Below are 666 nucleotides of genomic sequence, written 5' to 3' on the forward strand. Positions count from 1 at the left end.
CCACACCAATAACGACAGTAATCAGCAAGGCCAAGGTATCACTACCCAAGAATACCCAGCTCATACCGATGATAGCCAATGCGCCTAATAAAAATGCCAGCCCAAAAAGAAGCTTATTCATAAGCAACTAGTAACCTCTAATTTCATAATTGTGTCCATAGCGATGCACTCAGTTTGCCGATTGCACCGTTTCATTTAATGCTTCTATCAAGCCCAGCACGAGCTGCAAGCGCGCTTCCAGCTCTGCCATCAGCAAGCGCTTTAAAGCTGCTAGAAAGGCCTTAATATTCTCATCCAAGGCACACGTTTCAAACAGGTCGGCATTTTTACCGGCAGGCCTTTCAAAGCTCTCGCGAAAGTAAGTGGCGAGTAGCGTCGGTACGCATAAAAACTGTTTACGAGCAGCGACGCTTAACGCTTCGTCGAGAGCTTTATCGAGCACCACTAACTTCGCAAGCTCTGGTGAATGCTTCTCTAACACCTCACTAATATAAACTCTCAAGCCCTGCACTTTAGCCGACATATCAGACTGCTGAGCACGATAAAACTTACTGAAGGGTTCAGCAGCTTTGGCTAGCAACTTGTCATCGACTTGCCCTTCTCGCATAGCGCTAATAAACGCTTCATCCCATTCAGGCAGCTTTATTCTGCCGACACTTTTATCTG

1 protein-coding gene is annotated in these 666 nt (G+C 46.4%); it reads right to left on the reverse strand.

Annotated features, from left to right (window positions below):
- Positions 1–169: 169 nt before the first annotated feature.
- Positions 170–666: DUF3348 family protein (locus tag A3756_RS02970; RefSeq protein ID WP_156490224.1), on the reverse strand; the 497-nt coding region annotated here is incomplete at its 5' end.

This window comes from Oleiphilus sp. HI0086 (assembly GCF_001635225.1).